The sequence below is a fragment of the Nitratidesulfovibrio oxamicus genome, assembly GCF_015731765.1.
GTDB lineage: Bacteria > Desulfobacterota > Desulfovibrionia > Desulfovibrionales > Desulfovibrionaceae > Cupidesulfovibrio > Cupidesulfovibrio oxamicus.
Window position 1 is genome coordinate 1 of record NZ_VRYY01000328.1, and the last position, 2,932, is coordinate 2,932.

1 protein-coding gene is annotated in these 2,932 nt (G+C 65.9%); it reads left to right on the plus strand.

All coding sequences use genetic code 11. From position 1 onward, the window contains the following. The coding region (locus FVW20_RS11290; RefSeq protein ID WP_196609664.1) for a DUF748 domain-containing protein at nt 1-1,781 on the plus strand (1,781 nt) is incomplete at its 5' end. Between the last annotated feature and the right edge of the window lie 1,151 nt (nt 1,782-2,932).

The following is a 2,932-nucleotide window of genomic DNA, read 5'->3' on the forward strand; positions in this document are numbered from 1 at the left end:
AGCAGGCCGCCCCGGCGGCTCCGGCGGGCAGGGCGCGTCCGCGCCCGCAGGCGGGACAGGCGGCGGAACCGGCCCTGGATATGAGCGTGGAGGGCGCGGCCCGGCTGGACAATCTGTCGCTGAAGCTGGCCGGGGGCAAGCAGGAGCTGGCCTCGTTGCGACGGTTTTCGGTGCGCGGGCTGCGTTTCGGGCAGCAGCCATCGGGCGACCTTTCCCTGCGCGTGCAGGAAGTGGGGCTGGAAAAGCCGAAGCTTTCGGTGATGGTGTTCAAGGACGGCTCCACCAGCATCGGGCGGGCCCTGGGGGCGAAGCCCCCGACAGGGGGGAAGGACGCGAAGTCCCCGGCACCGGAGAAGGACGCGAAGCCCCCGGCACCGGAGAAGGACGCGAAGCCCCCGGCACCGGAGAAGGACGCGAAATCCCCGGCGGATGTCACCGCGCAGCCCGCCAGCAAGGCTGCGTCCGGTCCTGCCACGGATCCGGCATCGCCGCCCCCCCCATCTTCCGCACAGGGTGATGGCGCGGAGGTAACGGCCCGTCCCAATGCCGGGCCGTTCACCACGCTGGAGGTGGGCAGCCTGTCCATTTCAGGTGGCGCGCTGCGCTTCCGAGACGAGCGCATGTCCCCGGCGTATGCCGCCGAAGTGTCCGACATCGAGGGGCGTATCTCCGGCGTCTCGCTGGACCCGGCCTCGCGGGCCGAGGTGCAGTTGCGCGCGGGCATGGAAGGGGTGCCGGTGCTGGTGGGCGGCACGGTGAACCCGCTCATCCATCCCGTGTTCGCGGACATGCGTTTCACCATGTCCGGACTGGATCTGGTGCCCCTGTCGCCCTACGCGGTGCAGTACATCGCCTATCCCGTGGAGCATGGGCGCTTTTCCGCAGACGTGACCGTAAAGGCGGAAAACTGGGTGCTCGACGCCGACAACCATTTCACCCTCAGCCAGATCGAACTGGGGAGCAAGGACAACAGGCCCAATGCGCCCAACTATCCGGTAAAGCTGGGGCTTGCCCTGTTGCAGGACATGAGCGGCAACGTGGACCTGCGCCTGCCCGTGAAGGGCCGGCTGGACGACCCGGAATTCCGCCTGGGCGGCGTGGTCATGCAGGCCGTTCTGAACCTGATGGTCAAGGTGGTCACCTCGCCCTTCGCACTGGTGGGCAGCGTGCTCAGCCTGGGGTCCGGCGGCAGGGACATGCGCTACGTGGAATTTCCGCCCGGCGTGGCAACGCTGAACGAGGCGGCGGAAAAGGACCTGCGCGCCGTGGTCGAGGTGCTGCGCCAGCGCCCGCGCCTGAAGCTGGAAGTGCAGGGCGCGGCTGAACCGGATGGCGACACGCGCGGCCTGAAGGAACAGGCCCTGCTGCGCGCCCTGCGCGAGGCCAAGCACGCCTCGCTGTCGCGTGCCGAGCGGGCACGGGTGAACGTTGACGACCTGACCATCGACAAGGACGAATACGAGGACCTGCTGGATGAGGTGTACAAGGACGCGCCCTTCGAAAAGCCGCGCAACGTGGTCGGCTTCACCAAATCGCAACCTGCTGACGTGATGGAGGCTGCGCTGAAGGAACACCATGAAGTGACGCCCGAGGCGCTGAAGGAACTGGCCACCGCGCGGGCCAAGGCCGTGCGCGACAAGCTGTTGGAGCTTGATCCTGCGCTGGGCGAACGGGTGTTCCTTTCCGGGGCCAAGGTGGCGCCTGCCGCCGGTACGGCGGGTGGGGATGGTGGGGCTGGCGCCAAGGGCGGGGGGAGCAGGGTTAATCTGGGATTGCAGTAATAATTGGGGAGGGATCAAGAGGGGAGAGGTTGTGCGCGGTTGCAACCGGCATCCACGAAGACAGTCCCGCACCTTTGACTGCCCTCGATTTCGTTATGTCTCCGACGGGCAGGGGGTGTTGTAACGAACACCCCCTGCACCCCCGCGTTCCAGGGGGGCTTCGCCACCCCTGGACCCCCGCCGTTTCATGCACTGCGTTCCTTCGTCGGCAGCTTCCCTCCGGCGCTAGGCGCCTTCGGGTGATCTGCCGACGGGAACGCTAATGTGCATGAATCTCTCGTCGCCACGACGAAGCCGGTATGCCTTCTACCCCACCTTCACTGCGGCGCGCATCCGCAACGCCGGAGCTTCCGCCTCGCGAAGCCTCGGCGGCGATCTCCGGCTGCGGCTGCGTATCGCCGCGCAAAGGTTTCTTGCGCTCAGGCGAAAGAAGCGCATCGGTATGAAAATGGTCGGACGACTGCAAGGCGACGCTATTGTTCAGCGGCCATCTTTCGTGCGCAAAAGCGTATGGCCGGGTTTTGCTGCGGCACATGCGTCACAACGGGGGCGAAGGGAGGTAAGAGCCCCATCGCTTTGACGGGCCAGCGAGAGTTTTGCGCGCATTGGCGGCACCGGCGGCAGATCACTCGGAGGCGCTTGCGCCGCAGGGAAGCTGCCGCCGAAGTGACGCCGTGTAGGTTACGTGCAGCAAAGACACCTTCGCTTCGCCATGCCAGCGGGAGCCGTGCGCACATACGCATTCTGTCGGGCAGATCGCCCAAGGCGCGCCAGCGCCGCAGGGAAGCTGGCCGGCGTAAGAATGCGGTGCATGACGACACGGGGTTCCAAGGGGCGGAGCCCCTGGAACGCGGGGATGCAAGGGGCCATCGTTTCATGGCCCCTTGCCCGCCGGAGGCATAACGAAATCGAAGGTGCCCAAAAGGGCAGAACTGTCTTCGTAGAAGCCGACTACAACCGCGCACTCCCCTCCCCAAGCCGGCCAACACCCTGTACCCTTTCACCAGCACCACCAAACAAAAACGGTTCTTCGACGTTTGATGTGGAATTCATGAAGCCACCACGACCTGAATCGGGGCCGCGATCAGGTAGACCATGGTGATGAAGTTCTCCACATTTCGGTATCCTCGGGCTCTGGCTCTCGCCGCTTG